12 protein-coding genes are annotated in these 13,807 nt (G+C 63.6%); all 12 read right to left on the reverse strand.

Annotation, left to right across the window (positions count from 1 at the left end):
- Positions 1-2 precede the first annotated feature (2 nt).
- The 12 genes from IPP68_04320 to IPP68_04375 are packed head-to-tail and all read right to left on the reverse strand — an operon-like array spanning position 3 to position 13,756.
- The gene (locus IPP68_04320; GenBank protein ID MBL0349583.1) at positions 3-1,031 is read right to left on the reverse strand and encodes an NAD(P)-dependent glycerol-3-phosphate dehydrogenase; all 1,029 of its coding nucleotides are present in this window, start codon (positions 1,029-1,031) and stop codon (positions 3-5) included.
- On the reverse strand, positions 1,031-1,642 hold the full coding sequence (plsY, locus tag IPP68_04325) for a glycerol-3-phosphate 1-O-acyltransferase PlsY (protein MBL0349584.1): 612 nt from the start codon (positions 1,640-1,642) through the stop codon (positions 1,031-1,033). Before plsY ends, IPP68_04320 begins: the two co-directional genes overlap by 1 nt.
- The gene (der, locus tag IPP68_04330; protein ID MBL0349585.1) at positions 1,639-2,970 is read right to left on the reverse strand and encodes a ribosome biogenesis GTPase Der; all 1,332 of its coding nucleotides are present in this window, start codon (positions 2,968-2,970) and stop codon (positions 1,639-1,641) included. Before der ends, plsY begins: the two co-directional genes overlap by 4 nt.
- Complete coding sequence (locus tag IPP68_04335; GenBank protein ID MBL0349586.1) at positions 2,967-3,512, reverse strand: CDP-alcohol phosphatidyltransferase family protein; 546 nt, start codon at positions 3,510-3,512, stop codon at positions 2,967-2,969. The genes der and IPP68_04335 overlap by 4 nt, the downstream gene beginning before the upstream one ends.
- Positions 3,509-4,756, reverse strand: coding sequence for a GTPase HflX (hflX, locus tag IPP68_04340; protein MBL0349587.1), 1,248 nt, complete (start codon positions 4,754-4,756; stop codon positions 3,509-3,511). The genes IPP68_04335 and hflX overlap by 4 nt, the downstream gene beginning before the upstream one ends.
- A gap of 47 nt (positions 4,757-4,803) precedes the next feature.
- Positions 4,804-5,760: a tRNA (adenosine(37)-N6)-dimethylallyltransferase MiaA gene (gene miaA / locus IPP68_04345; GenBank protein ID MBL0349588.1), complete on the reverse strand. Its 957-nt coding sequence runs from the start codon at positions 5,758-5,760 to the stop codon at positions 4,804-4,806.
- On the reverse strand, positions 5,757-6,134 hold the full coding sequence (locus tag IPP68_04350) for a DUF393 domain-containing protein (protein MBL0349589.1): 378 nt from the start codon (positions 6,132-6,134) through the stop codon (positions 5,757-5,759). The genes miaA and IPP68_04350 overlap by 4 nt, the downstream gene beginning before the upstream one ends.
- A 7-nt stretch (positions 6,135-6,141) precedes the next feature.
- A complete protein-coding gene (locus IPP68_04355; GenBank protein ID MBL0349590.1) occupies positions 6,142-6,954 on the reverse strand; it encodes an ABC transporter permease in 813 nt (270 codons plus the stop codon).
- Positions 6,951-7,730 carry an ABC transporter ATP-binding protein gene (locus tag IPP68_04360; GenBank protein MBL0349591.1) on the reverse strand — a complete coding sequence of 260 codons (780 nt, stop codon included), beginning with the start codon at positions 7,728-7,730 and terminating at the stop codon, positions 6,951-6,953. The genes IPP68_04355 and IPP68_04360 overlap by 4 nt, the downstream gene beginning before the upstream one ends.
- Before the next feature lie 14 nt (positions 7,731-7,744).
- Positions 7,745-8,791, reverse strand: coding sequence for an HD domain-containing protein (locus tag IPP68_04365; GenBank protein MBL0349592.1), 1,047 nt, complete (start codon positions 8,789-8,791; stop codon positions 7,745-7,747).
- 11 nt (positions 8,792-8,802) lie between these two features.
- Positions 8,803-11,247 carry a glycosyl transferase family 36 gene (locus IPP68_04370; GenBank protein MBL0349593.1) on the reverse strand — a complete coding sequence of 815 codons (2,445 nt, stop codon included), beginning with the start codon at positions 11,245-11,247 and terminating at the stop codon, positions 8,803-8,805.
- Positions 11,248-11,290: 43 nt separating this feature from the next.
- Complete coding sequence (locus IPP68_04375) at positions 11,291-13,756, reverse strand: beta-galactosidase (protein MBL0349594.1); 2,466 nt, start codon at positions 13,754-13,756, stop codon at positions 11,291-11,293.
- Positions 13,757-13,807 lie beyond the last annotated feature (51 nt).

A 13,807-nucleotide genomic window follows, 5' to 3' on the forward strand; every position in this document is an offset into this window, starting at 1 on the left:
TCCTATTTATTCTTGACAAATTGTTCCAGGTGCTGCATTTCCTCCACGGGGGGCCGCGCCAACAGTTCCTTCACGGCCTCCCGGGCCGTTTTGCCTTCATACAAGCAACCGTACAAAGCGTGAATGATCGGCACGTCGAGCCCGAACCGGTCGGCCAATTGCTTGGCGCTCTTGGCCGTCGGCAAACCTTCGGCCACCATGGTCATTTCCGCCAAGGCCTGGGGAACGGTTTTGCCCTGGCCGATTTTTTCACCAAACGCGCGGTTGCGGGAGTGGCGGGAGGTGCACGTCACGATCAAGTCCCCCAGGCCGGCCAAGCCGAAAAATGTGATCACCTGGGCGCCGCACGCCGCGCCGAGACGGGCGATTTCGTTCAACCCGCGGGTCATGAGGGCCGCCTTGGTGTTGTCGCCCATGCCCAACCCGTCGGACACGCCGCAGGCGACGGCGTAGACATTTTTCAATGCCCCCGCCAATTCCACGCCGATGAAATCCGGACTGGTGTAGACCCGCAGATGGTCGGTGTTGAACAGGGCGACGACCCGGTCCCGAAAGGGCTCGGGGCCGGCGGCGACCACGGCGGTCGGAAGGGATTTGGCCACCTCCTCCGCGTGGGACGGCCCGGCCAGAACCGAGACGCGGTCCTTCAGGGCCGGGACTTCGTCGACGATCACCTCCGTCATCCGCTTCAACGAATTGTTCTCGATCCCCTTCGTCACGCTGACCGCCCAGGCCCCCGGGGCGAGCCGCCCGGTCGATCGAACGGCGCGGAACGTTTGACGCACGTATTCGGAAGGAACGGCGCTCAGCACCACCGGGCGACCGTCCAAGGCCCCGGCCAAATCGTTGGTCACCGTGGCCTTGGGGTGCAGTTCCAACTGCGGCATGAAGGAAAGGCGCCGGGTTTTCTGAAGGGATTCGGCGCGTTCCCGGTTGAACTCCCAGACCACCACGTCCCGACCTTGGCGGGCCAAATGATCCGCCAAGGTGGCTCCCCAGCTGCCACCGCCCAATACCGCGACGCGTTCCATCATGGTGCCGCCCTGTTTTCCGCGTTCCCGAATCGAACCGGAGGTTCTTCCCCGCGCATCAAACGACGCATGTTGGGAATGTGCTTGTAAACGACGAAAAGGCCGAGGATCAAAGCCAGGTTCCGTTCCGCGCTCGGCGCCCCCCGCCAAAAGGCGACCGCGGGAAGCGTCACCGCGGCCAACAACGAGCCGACGGAAACACGGCGCGACAATCCAAAACCGACCGCGAAGGCCAACACGGCGAAGAGCATGGGCCCCGGAAGGAGGGCGATGAACACGCCGCCGGAAGTGGCCACCCCCTTGCCGCCCCGAAACCCCACCCAGGGCGACCCGCTGTGGCCCAACACCGCGGCCACCCCGACCGCCACGGGAACCAGCCCCCCCGGTCCAAATCGCAGGCAAAGAAAAACCGGGAGCCACCCCTTGACCATGTCGATTAGAAGCGTCGCAATCCCCGCGCCGCGACCCACCGACCGAAAAACATTGGTGGCGCCGACGTTGCCCGACCCCACGGTCCGAATGTCGATCCCCCGCAGGGCCCGCCCCATCCAATAAGCCGTCGGCAGGGAGCCCAAGGCGTAGCCCAGCAGTATCCACACCCCCCCGATCACGCTTTGCCCCGTTTGAATTTGAGGTGAACGGGCGAGCCCGCGAAGCCGTAGGCGGCCCGGAAGGCCCGCTCCAAATGACGTTCGTAGGAAAAGTGAATGTCCGCCGGGTCCATGTTGGTCTTGATGACGATGGTCGGGGGAGCGACGCCCACCTGAGCCGCTCGGTAAAATTTAAGTTTTTGCCCGCCTCGGGAATAGGGCCGGTCCTGCACCAGGCGCCAAAAGAAGGCGGTCACTTCTTCGTCGTCCAACCGGCGGTGAAATTCCTCGTGGGCGGCGGCCAGGGCCTTCAGCAACGCGTCAACCTGTTCGCCGGTTTTGGCCGAGAGGAACACCAGGGGGCTGTAGGCCAAAAAGGGCATGCCGTCGCCGGCGCGGGAGCGGTAATATTGAATCGTCGGGCCGGTGTCGCTGATCAAATCCCACTTGTTGATCCCCACCACCGAGGCCCGGGCCTTTTCGTCGATCAATCGCCCCACCGCCACATCGCCTTCGGTCATGCCCGACGTCACGTCCACCAGGAGGAGCGCCACTTCGCAGCGGTCCAGGGCCCGTTCGGCCATGAGGCGGGTCAACCCCTCCAAGGCGTCCGCCTTGGATTTTTTGGCGCGGAGTCCGGCCGTGTCCACGAACACAAAGCGACGGCCGTCCCGTTCCAACCGGGTGTCCACGGTGTCCCGGGTGGTGCCCGGCACGTCCGAGACGATCATCCGCTTCTCCCCCAACAGGCAGTTGACCAGGGAGGATTTTCCGACGTTCGGTCGCCCCACGATGGCGACCCGGATTTCGTCCTGGGACGACGGCGCTTCGGCGTCCGCGGGGCGGGGAATTTTCTCCTCGAGCATTTCCAGCAAACCGTTGATTCGCCGTCCGTGGGTCGCCGATATCCCCAGGAGCGGCGAAAAACCCAGACGCGCGAATTCGCCCGTGGCCGTGTCCCGGCGGGCGTCGTCCGATTTATTGACCACCACGATCACGCGTTTTGATTGGGGTCGAAGGAGTCGGGCGAAGGACTGATCCGAGGCGGTGAGGCCCTCGCCCGCGTCCACCACCCACACCACCGCGTCGGCCCGGCGGATCCACTCTTCCACCTGGGCCCGTACGGAGGTCAACACGTCGTCGTTGCCCGGGGAATAACCGCCCGTGTCGATGACGCGGAAGAGGCGTCCGTTCCAATGGCAGTCGCCCTCCAGCCAATCCCGGGTCGTTCCGGCGATGGGCGAGGTGAGGGCCCGGCGGCTTTCGCAGAGCCGGTTGAACAAGGTGGATTTTCCCACGTTGGGGCGTCCGACGATGACGACGGTGGGAGGGGCGGCGTTCGCGCTCATCCCAGTTCCCCCAGCTTCCGCGACCCGATCCACACGTAATCGACGGCGGAGAGCGTCGTCGCCAGAATCGTCGCCCCCAACGCCCAGGGCAAGACCCCCGCGCCCGGCACGGTCAAGGCCAGGACGACGGTGGCCATTTGAAGGAAGGTGGTGCCCTTGCCCAGCCAGCGGGGCTCCACGGTAAAGTTGCGGGTCAAAATATAAATCACGTTCCAGCCGATCAAGATGAACAAGTCCCGGGAAAAAACCACCACGAACACCCACAGGGGAAACACCCGCAGGTGGGCCAAGGCCAAATAGGACGAGGACAATAAAAGCTTATCGGCGATGGGGTCCAAGTATTTGCCGAGGGTCGTTTGCTCCCCCCGCCAACGGGCCACCGCCCCGTCCAACACGTCGGAGAGCGCCGCCAAAAGGAAAATCAGGACGGGCCAAACCCGGGCGCCGCTCAACAAACCGATGATCACCACGGGGGTTAAGAGAAGCCGAACCAGCGTGATTCGGTTCGCCCAAGTCAAAGCGCGTCGCGGATGTTTGGTCACGAAAGTCCCAATTCCTTTCTCAATTGTCCCCAATTCTTTTCGTCCAAGCGGACGCGCACGCGGGTTCCCTCCGCCTCCGCCGTCTTTTCCAGCAAATGGCCCGCCTCGTGAATTCGCGGCATGAGATCTCGCCGGGCGTGGGGCACCAGAAACACCCGTTCTTTGAGCGTTTCGTCCAGCCGTTCCTCAACCCGGGTTAAAAATTCGCCCAGCCCTTCCCCCGTCGTGGCGCTGGCCAGCAACCGCGACTCGCGCTGATGGACCGCTCGTTGGGCGGGCGTCAAGGCGTCGGTTTTGTTGAACAGTTCAATTTGCGGCATTTGATCGGCGTCGAGCGTTTTAAGAACGTCCCGCACGACGTCCCGCTGGGAAATCCATTCCGCGCTTTGGGCGTCGATCACGTGAACCAGCAGGTCCGCGTTGCGCGCCTCTTCCAAGGTGGCGTGGAAGGCCGCCACCAAATGATGCGGCAGGTGTTGAATAAAGCCCACCGTGTCCACGAAAAGGGCCGCCCGACCGCTGGGCAAACGCGCCCGGCGGGTCGTCGGGTCCAGCGTGGCGAACAATTTGTCGTCGGCGTAAACCGCCCCGGCGGGGTTTTCCCGCAAAGCGTTTAGGAGGGTCGATTTTCCGGCGTTGGTGTAACCCACCAGGGCCACCAGGGGCATGGGCAATCGCTGGCGGTTCTCCCGCTGGAGGGCCCGTTGGCGTCGGACTTCCTCGATTTCGCGGCGCAAGCGGGTGATGCGGTCCCGGATCCGCCGCTGGCTGATTTCCAATTTCCGTTCGCCGGGCCCCCGGGTGCCGATGCCGCCGACCTGCTGTTCAAACCGTCCGAATTTCTCCGTGACGCGGGGGAGCAGGTAATTCATCTGCGCCAGCTCGACCTGCAATTTCCCTTCCCGCGTGCGGGCGCGCTGGGCGAAAATGTCGAGGATCAACCGCGTGCGGTCGATGATTTTGGCCGGGATTTTCTCCTGAAGATTTTGCTGTTGGGTCGGCGAGAGGTCGTCGTTGATCACGACCGCGCCCCACCCTTTTTCGGCCACGGCGCGCGCGATTTCCTCCACCTTGCCTTTGCCGATCAAGGTCGCGGGATCCCGGGACACCCGCTCCTGAATCCACACGTCTTCGGCGACCCCGCCGGCCGTTTCCAACAACCCCTTCAATTCGTTCAGGGAGGAATCGGCCGTGGCGTTGTTTTTGCCCTTCAGATGAAGTCCGACGAGGAGCGCGCGTTCCATGCGGCCCGTATTTTAGCGGTTCCGGAGGCCCGGGGGAAGGAAAAGCCTCAGGCCTTCAGGCGGGCGAGGATCCCCTCCGCCACTTGACGAGGGTCCAGGGGGACCGCGACGGCGATCCATTCCAAGGATTTCTCCCCCCGAAACCAGGTCATCTGCCGCTTCGCGTATTGGCGGGTTTGCCGGTAAAACAATTCCGACGCTTCGCCCGGACTCAATTCGCCCGCCAGACACCGAACGGCCTCCCGGTAACCCAGGGATTCAAAACCCGGCGCCTTGGCGGGGACGTGGCGGGACAACAACGACCCGGTTTCTTTCAGAAGGTCCGGCCACAAACGCGCGCAACGCCGTTTCAAATGTTCGTCGTATTCCCCCGCCGGCCATTTTAATCCGAACCATCGGAAAGACCACGGGACGGCGGTCCCGGCGGTTCGATGCCAATGGGTGATGGGTTTTCCGGTCAAACGGTAAATTTCCAATGCCCGGATGACCCGCTGCAAATTGTTCGGCGGAATGGCGGCCGCCGCCTCGGGATCCACCGCGGCCAAACGGGCGTGAAGGGCGGGCCGCCCCTCCCGCGCCGCGAGGTCGGCCAATTCGCTTCGCAGGGCGTCGTCGCCCCGGGGCAACTCGGCGATGCCACGGGCCAGGGCGCGGAGGTAGAGTCCCGTCCCCCCCGCGACCACCACCCGGCGACCCCGCGCCCGAATGTCCTCGATCGCGGCCGCGGCTTCCCGGGCAAACCGTCCGGCGTCGTAACGCTCCTCCGGAGCCAGAAAATCCACCAGGTGGTGAACGACGCCGTCGCTCACGTAGCGATTTTCGCCATCGACCAGAGCCCAGGCGCCCCGGGGTTTCGCCGTGCCCGCGGAGAGGTCCCGGTAAACCTGACGGGAATCCGCCGACACCACTTCGGCGTCCAATGCCCGAGCCAGGCGCGTCGCCACCTCGGTTTTGCCGCTTCCGGTCGGCCCGGCGATAATGACCACGGGATCGGTGGGGATCAAAGGCCCTCCGGAGGTCCCCAAACCAAATCACACAGGGGAGAGAGAACCGGTCGCATCCGGGACACCACGGCGTAAACGGCTTCGGCCAAACCTCGGAACAAAACGTGTTGTCCGTAAAGTTTCAACCCAAGTCCGCCCCCGGGGGATTGGGCCAGGGCGTTAAAGACCGCCCCGGCGCCGGACTTCCATTCGCCATCGGCCGACACAAACAGCACGGATTTTTCCAATCGGGATTTCCCTTCGGGAGGAAGCTCCAGGGCGCGGGAGGCCGGCACGAGCGTCAAACGGCCGCCGGTCTTTTTCCCGAGCCACGCGGCCCAACGGCGGCAAAAAGCGCAGCGATCGTCGTAAATCAGGCGGGGGGCGGAGACCACGCCGGACTCAATAATGACCGAGGGTGCCCTCGGCCTTGGCCCGGCGCAAGGCGGACCCAAAAGTCACAACGCCCACGGGCCACATCACGAGGCTGAAAATCGCCAACGCCGTCATCTGGGGCAACACCTCCCGCCAACCGGCGCCCACCAACAGGGTTTTTCGCAGGCCCTCCAGGGCGTGGGTCATGGGGATCAGCAAGGCGAATTTTTTCAATCCCCCCGGCAGCGCCTCCATCGGGAAATACACGCCGCCCAGCAACGTGCTGGTGGCCTCCATAAACCAGGTCACGGGATTGCCCCGTTTAAAGCTCATGATGAAGGCCGCGGCGAAAATGCCCAGGCCCATGAAAGCCGCCAGGGTCAGCGCCAAAATGGCCAGCGCCGGGCCGACGTTGGCCGACCGAAGATTCAACCCGAACACCAGGGCGCCGAGCGCCAAGTAGACGCCGACCCGGAGGGTGGCGTAAAGGAAATCCCACAGGGCCGATCCGAGAAGGAACCGCGGCGTGCTGAGCGGGGTCATCAACAACGGCTCCAGCGTGTTCAGGAATTGCTCCTGCCGGAGCGATTGGGAAAAGGAATTCAACCCCACGTTCTGATAGGCCGCGAAGGCCACGCCGATCAAAACAAAGGCGAAATAATCCCCGCCGTAATTTTTCAAAAACGGCATCGCGGCCGAACCGAACATTTTCGCGATGAAATAGTACGTCGCGGCGCTGAAAAAAACGCCGCCCATGTCCATCACGAACCCCACTTTGTACGACACGTGGATGGTGGCGTCCCGACGAAGAAACGCCCAAAGGGTTCGCAGGGTTTTCACGAGGCCGCCCCCTCCCCCGCGGGGGAAGCGGCGGGGCTTTCCGTCAACCGGTGAAAAAAAGTTTCCAAATCGAAGGACGGCGTCTTTTCCAGGGCGGCCGCGATGGAGCCCTCGAACCGCACCCGTCCGTCGCCCAACACCACCCAATGGTCCGAGATTTTGCGCGCGTCGTCCAAATGGTGGGTGGAAATCAGGACGGTTTTTTTCCGCCGGCCGCACCATTCGTCGCGGATGACCTCCCGCAATCGGGAGGCGAAGCGGGGGTCCAGGTTTTGATGGGGTTCGTCCAGGATCAACAGCGACGGGTCGTGCAGGTCCGCCCGCGCCAGCAAATACCGTTGTTTTTGCCCGCTGGAGAGTTCCCGAAAGGGGCGATCCAAACTGCCGGCGAGGTCCAGCAAGTCCGAAAGCTCCCGCAATCGCTTTTCGAAGACCGCGTTGGAAAGTCCGTGCATCTGCCCGTAAAACCACAAATTCATCCGGGCCGACAAGCGGCCGTAAAACGATTGATCTTCCGTGGAGGCAAACCCGATCTTTTCCTTGGCGCGCACCGACGCCCGGTGCGCGTCGACCCCGTCCAGAAGGACGCGGCCGCCGTCGGGCAGGAGCAGGGTGCCGATGGTTTTAAGCAAGGTGGTTTTGCCGGAGCCGTTGGGGCCCAGCAGGCACACCAATCCGCCCGGAGGAACCTGAAAGGACACGTTCTTTAACACGGGCCGGGGGCCCCGGGAGGACGGAAAAGATTTGGAGACGTCGAGAACGCGAAGACCGGACACGGGAACGGCCGGCGTCAAAGGCCCCGGACCCACCAGCGCTGGGCGCGGAGGGCGAGGGCCAATCGTTGATCGGTGGTTTTGATTTTGGTTTCGTCGAGGGCTTCGGTGATGAAGGCGCCGGGCTTGGTGCCCAAATTGACGACGCGCTGACCGTCCACGCGGCCGCCTTTTTCGTCGATCATCACCCACACGCGCGGGCGGAGCGGCAGGCCCGGGCTGGTGGTCAGCACCCGGCCGATTTCGCCGGTGGACAAACGGACGAAGGACCCCGGCGGGTAAAGGGAAAAGGTGTCGATCATGGCGCGGATCAAGAGGGGATCGAACTCCGCCGCGTTCTCTTCCACGAAAGAGCGAAGCACCTCGTGGGGAACCGTGCGGGGGCGCCAGGGCCGCATGTGGGTCATGGCCTCGTAGACGTCGGCCATGGCGATGATTTTGGCGAAGAGGTGGATGCGGTCGGCCGACAACTTGGCGGGGTACCCCTGGCCTTCCTCCCGCTCGTGCGATTCGCCGATGACCCGGGAGACCATCGCTTTTAAATCGTCGGTCCACCCGTCAAAAAGATCCAACAGTATTTGCCCTTCTTCCACGTGCGCCCGGAGCCGCTGGGTCTCCTCGGGGCTGAGCTTCGTCGGTTTCGCGGTGATTTCCATGTGGGCGATGAGCCCCAGGTCGTGAAGAAAAGCGGCAAGGCCCACGGTCTCCAAGTCGTCGCCCCGAAGGTCCAGGGCCATGCCGAGGCGCAGGGCGACGATGGTGACGTTGACCACGTGGCTGAAGAGGAAATGGTCGGAAGCGGAGCGGTCGGCCAGGGCCAGGATCTCCTGGTCCCCCCCGGCCAGAAGGCCGATGATTTTACGGACGGGGGCCCAGGGCAGGGCCAACGAGTGGGAAGCCGTGGCGGCGGATTCGACGACTTTGGTCGGGTCTTCCCCCAGGGCGGGGGCGATTTTCTTGTATAACTCCCGGGCCGCGGCCATCACGTCCCCGTACACGTCCGCTGGACGGGGCGCGGACGCGGGGCCCCCTCCGGGAAGCGCGGTGGACGGGGCCTCGGTCATGGATATTTAATTCAACGGGCGGGTCCGACCGAGACGCGGACGTCGACCGTTTTGGCCGAAGACAAGGGCAACACGTCGCCGGCCAGGGGGCGGCCGTCGACGACGATTTTCTGGGAACCCGCGGACAGGGAAGGATCCCGCTTGATGGAGATTTGGTAGTTGACGCCGCGGAAACGCCGGGTGGCCCGGGCTTCGTTCCAGGGCGGCGGCAGGCAGGGGCGCACCATCAAACCGTCCCAAGTGGGCCGGATGCCCAAAATCCATTCCGTGGAAATCCGGTAGAGCCACGCCGCCGACCCGGTGTACCACGTCCACCCGCCCCGACCGGGGGTGGGCGAGCCGGGGCCGTCCACGTTCCCGGGGGTCACGTAGGGTTCGCACCGATAGAGGTCGGCGTCGGCCGCGCCGCGCAGGACCGGGGACATTTTCTGGTAAAGCTCCCAGGCTTTGTGGGCGCGCCCCAGGGCGCATTCCATTTGGAGGGCCCAGACGGCGGCGTGGAAGTAGATGCCGCCGTTTTCCCGCGTCGTCGGAGAATAGCGGGTCAAATACCCCACTTTTTCATCCGGCACCGTGTAGGCCGGCGTCAGAAGCAACGGGCCGTGGGGGCCGTAGAGATATTTTTCCAGGGATTTCAGAACGGTTTTTTTGCGGGCCTCCGAATCCACCGTCCCGCTCAACACCGCCCAGGTTTGGCAGTTCAGGAAAATGCGCCCCTCTTTGTTTTTCTTGGACCCCAGGGGCGACCCGTCGTCGGTCGTCGCGCCCAAATACCATTCGCCGTCCCAGCCGTGCTTGTTGACGGCGGTTTTGAGTTTCTCGGCGCTTTTGCGGTAGCGGGCGGCGCGCGACTTTTCCTTGGCCGGCAACACCTTGAGGGCCACGGCCCGGTCGGTGGCATCGGCCCAGTCCCGAAGAATCCCGTAAAGGAAATGCGCCATCCAAACGCTTTCGCCCTTCCCGCCCGCCCCGGCGGCGGACAAGCCGTCGTTCCAGTCGGCCTCGCCCAGGAGCGGCAATCCCCGGGGCGACAGCCGGGTCAGGGCTTTCTCAATGGCGCGAACCGCGTGGTCGTGCAGGGTGCCCGTCTCGGTGGTTTTGGTTCCGGGCTTGGCCGCGAAGGGCGCTTTTTCCGCCAGGACCGACCACTGGCCGGTTTCCTTCAAATAGTTCATCAAGACGAAGGGAAGCCAAAGGAGATCGTCGGAGAAACGCGACGGATGCCCTTCTTCCGACAGCGGGTGCCACCAGTGGTACACGGTGCCGTCGCCGAACTGATGAGCCGCGTGCAAATGAATTTGTTTTCGCGTTCCCTCGGGGTCCAGGGGCAGGAACACCTGGCTGTCCTGGAGCTGATCGCGGAAACCGTAGGCGCCGCCCATCTGGTAATAGGCCGTGCGGCCCCAGAGGCGGCCCGAGAGGGCCTGGTATTTGAGCCAGGTGTTCGTCAACAAATCGAACCCCTTGTCGGGGGTTTCCACCGGGAAAGCGCCGATGTATTTGTCCCAGAACATTTCCGTCCGTCCCCAGGCGTTGTCCACTTCGGAGAAATCCATGTAGCGCCGGGCCTTGACCAGGGCTTGGGACTGGGAGTCCGCCGCGCCCACGGTGAACAGGACGCTGCGCTCTTCCCCGGCCTTGAGTTCGACGGGCACGCAGAGGCTGGCGATGCCGTCGTCCCATTTGTGGGTGGTGGGGCCCGTGTAGCGCCCTTCACGGAGGGCGGCCGGGGCCTGGAGCGTGCCGTAATTGCCCAAAAAGGCCTGCTTGTCGCCCGAGGCGTCCCGGGTCGGCAAATTGACGGCGTGCCAGGCCACGTGGTCCCAGGTTCGGTTCCACAACTGGCCCTTGGAATTCTTGAGCGGCGACATCCGCTTTTTGGCGAGAACGATTTTCTTGTCGTCTTGAAAGGCGGTCTCGATGAACGTCCGGTGAAACTCCCGGTGCCAGTCCGGCGACTCGCCCAAATTCCATTCCAAATAGGTCCAGAGGCTCAGGGAGCGGGGCGTTTTGGAGGTGTTCTTGATCCGCAGGCGCCAGACTTCCAGGGGCTCTCCTTCGGGGACGAACACCAGCCACTGGGCTTGAATCCCCTCGTTTTGGGAGGTGATGATCGTGTAGCCCACGCCGTGAATGACTTCGTAGCTCTCGGGTTTCGCCTGGACCGGCTGCCAGCCCACGGACCAGAACTTGCCCGACTTGTCGTCCCGCATGTAAATGGTGCGGCCCATGACGTCTTGAATCAAATCCTGGTTCCAACGGGTGATGCGGTTCAAGGTGGCGTGGTTCAGCCAGCTGTAGCCGCTTCCCGTCTGGGACATGGCGACGCCGTAGGTCCCCGAGGACATGATGTTGACCCAGGGCCGGGGCGTGTCCGGCCGGCTGATGATGAAACTCGCGCCGTCCTCGGCGAATTGGCCGTAGGGGGTGCGGTAAGGAAAGGTTGGGTTGGGCATGGGTTGTCTCCTTAAAATCGTTTCCGGCGCCCGGCGGGCGTCACTACCACGTCAGTTGAATTTCCGTTTCAGCGCCTTCGGCTTCAAAATCGAGTCGGGCCTCGCCCGCGCTCCAGGCGGCCGTCGATTTGCCGCCCGCCACCGACACGCGGGGCTTGGCCGGCAAAGCGATCCGGGCCTGGTATTTGGCCCCGGGCAGGGTGGCGAACACCAGCTTCGCCTTGCGCCCCCGCACCACGGCGTCCAGGACCTCGGCTGTAGCGTACACAAGACGGACGTTTCGGTCCAGCGGAATATTAAGAGGCAAAACGGCCCCCGAAAGCGGCGCCAAGGGGAGGGTGCCGGTGGCCGGCAACCGCCACCGCCCGTTCCCCCCGGGCCGGGGCAGGGACACCGCGGCTTTCCGCTCGGTGAAATGGTAATTGAACACAAAAAGAAAACCGTATTCGCCGTTGCACCGAAGCACGGCCTGAATGTCCCAGGGCTCGCAAACCACCTGGGGCGTCAACCCGAGGCCCTTGGCCCAATCCCGCACCCAGTCCCGAAAGTGATCGAACACGTGGGGCAGGCCGAACCCGACCACCAACGCTTCGCCCCGACCCACGCGGGTGTGGACGGCCCCCGCGCCCGAAGGCAGTTCCGCCCGGGTTCGCGCCTTGGCCTCGGTGGCGTAGGTTTGAATGGGTCCCTGCACCCATTGGTCGGCCCCGTCTTCCTTGAACAAATTGCCCTTTTGCTCCCCCGTCACCGAGAGGCCCAGGGCGTCCGCCAGAGTGGTGTCGGCTTCGCCCCGCAAGTCTTTCACGGGCAGTCGGGGGCCCAAAATTAATTTTCCCCCTTCGCGGACATAGGCCGCCAACTTGGCCTGGGTGTCGTGGTCCATGAAATCCAAGGAATAAACCCAAAGGCTCCCGTGCTTCCGCAGAACGTCCAGGGAGGATCGCTGAACGTCCGTGTAGTCGTAGCTGAAGCCCGCCAGTTGCACCAGCCGGGCCACGCCGTCGTACCACAGATTTGTCCGTTGACCTTCGATTCCGTCCACCCAGGGGCCGGCCCAATACTCCGTGCCGTAATAGGGCAGATAAAAACCGAAAGTGGTGTCCACGGCCTTCTTGGTCTGGGCCAGGAAGGGCCCGGCCCACTTTAAGAAACGGCCGAAATCCTTTAATGGTTCGAGGTGGGGGCGCGTTTCCCCCTTGGGGCCGATGGGCGCCTGCCAGTCGTGGTAGGTGCCGAAGGCGCCGTAGCCCGGGGGGTTCACGCCGCCCGCGAACATGTAGGCGTTCAACCCGGAAAGGCCCTGCCCGACGGAACTCTTCACGTTGAGCGCCACCTGCTGGGGATAAAGTCGGGGCCGGTCCCGCATGATGCCCGTTTGAAGTTCCGCGCACACGACCGGGAGGGGCGACTCCGCCAGGGGCTCGAAGGGCGGCAGGGCGGGCAGGCGCCCTTCGGCGGCGGGGTTCAATTTCTCAACCGCGCCGTTCACCGCCACCGCCCCCAGCATGCGCGTCACTTCGGTGGTCAGGGCCACGTCGTGGAAATTTTCAAAATCCAAGTGCCGCATCTGGTAAGCCCCGCCGAAAATCAGCTTCGGCGTCAAAATCGGGAAGTCCCGGAACATGGAGGTGGTCATGGGCGCCCAGTTGCCGCGGCCCCGAATGTCGTAGTCGTAGAACTGCGGGATGTTGCAGAAGAGCGGAACGTCCACGCCCAGGTCCCGGGCCCGCCGGGCGAGCAAGTGGAAATAGGTGGCGTAGTACCGGCGGTAGAAAAGCGACCAGTCCAAGTGAATGACCACCCGGTCCGCGTCGGCGTCTTCGCTCTTGGGCTGGTGCACTTCGTCGAACGAGGCGTAGGCGGTTTTGTAGGCGTCGTTCAAAGCTTGAATCGTTCCGTGGGTTTCCTGAATGAACCGGCGGTACATGCGGTTCACGTGGTCTTTGTGGTCGGCGCCCTTTTGAAGCCAGTGGACCATGGCGACTTCGTTGCAAAGCTGAACGGCCAACACGTTGCCGCCCTTGGTGGTCTGCCGACGGACGATGTCCGGCAACAGGGCGTCGTACCACCGGGCCACTTTTTCCTGGAACACGGGGTGCAGGTAGGACAAAATCGTCACGTGGGGCAGGTTGCCGACGTTCCGACGACCGGTCACGAACACGTCGGGGTAGCCGGAAAGCAGCCAGCCGGGGATGCCTTCGTTCACCAACTCCGCGTTGGACACGGGCCCCACCCGAGCGGAGACGAACAAGCCCAGGGACTTGGCCGTATCCAGGAAGGTCATCACGTCCCGCTCGGGGTGCGTTTCCCCCGTCAGGTCGATGCGCCCTTCCTCCGGCTCGTGCCAGCTCCAGGGGATGTAGGTGCTCACGGTGTTGAAACCGGCGTTTTTAAGCGCCGTCAACCGCGCGCGCCATTGGGTTTTGGGGATGCGGAAATAGTGCACTTCGCCCGAGTAGAGGAAAAACGGGCGGCCGTTGAGGGAGAAATAACCGTTGGTCAATTCCATTGTATGAGCGTGTCCGCGGTTAGAAGAGCGATTACACTAGCAAAGAATTTC

The organism is Elusimicrobiota bacterium (assembly GCA_016722575.1).
GTDB lineage: Bacteria > Elusimicrobiota > Elusimicrobia > FEN-1173 > FEN-1173 > JADKIY01.

What these genes read in the sequence shown, in the direction of transcription:
- IPP68_04320 (MBL0349583.1), bottom strand. Translation starts at nt 1,031, where the DNA reads ATGGAACGCGTCGCGGTATTGGGCGGTGGCAGCTGGGGAGCCACCTTG.
- der (MBL0349585.1), bottom strand. Translation starts at nt 2,970, where the DNA reads ATGAGCGCGAACGCCGCCCCTCCCACCGTCGTCATCGTCGGACGCCCC.
- hflX (MBL0349587.1), bottom strand. Translation starts at nt 4,756, where the DNA reads ATGGAACGCGCGCTCCTCGTCGGACTTCATCTGAAGGGCAAAAACAAC.
- IPP68_04365 (MBL0349592.1), bottom strand. Translation starts at nt 8,791, where the DNA reads ATGACCGAGGCCCCGTCCACCGCGCTTCCCGGAGGGGGCCCCGCGTCC.
- IPP68_04370 (MBL0349593.1), bottom strand. Translation starts at nt 11,247, where the DNA reads ATGCCCAACCCAACCTTTCCTTACCGCACCCCCTACGGCCAATTCGCC.
- IPP68_04375 (MBL0349594.1), bottom strand. Translation starts at nt 13,756, where the DNA reads ATGGAATTGACCAACGGTTATTTCTCCCTCAACGGCCGCCCGTTTTTC.